This window comes from Pseudoalteromonas sp. MER144-MNA-CIBAN-0113, from assembly GCF_040308965.1.
Lineage (GTDB): Bacteria > Pseudomonadota > Gammaproteobacteria > Enterobacterales > Alteromonadaceae > Pseudoalteromonas > Pseudoalteromonas tetraodonis.
The window spans coordinates 1-273 of sequence record NZ_JBEOOG010000347.1 but is presented as its reverse complement, the minus strand read 5'-3'; the positions used below and the strand labels follow the sequence as shown (position 1 = coordinate 273).

Here is a 273-nt window from a genome sequence, read left to right as displayed (position 1 = left end):
ACTGTAGCCGATGTAGTGGCGCTTGATGCCAATAACCGGACATTGGTGCACCAAGGACTAGCGCGTATTCGCAGTGGTAAAACTCGCCCAGGCATTACTGCCCTCATTGAGGTTGCTAATCGTAATGCCTCAAGATTGAGTGCCAGCGACTTTGGTTTTTCGCTTGCTCCGCGCCTAAATGCCGCAGGGCGCTTAGATGACATGAGTTTAGGCATAGCCTGCTTACTCAGTACCGATATAAACCAAGCTAGGCGCATTGCCAGTGAGCTAGAT

1 pseudogene is annotated in these 273 nt (G+C 50.9%); it reads left to right on the top strand.

Going from position 1 to position 273, the window contains the following annotated elements:
* A pseudogene (locus tag AAEY57_RS19985) lies at positions 1-273 on the top strand (single-stranded-DNA-specific exonuclease RecJ); the annotation flags it as partial.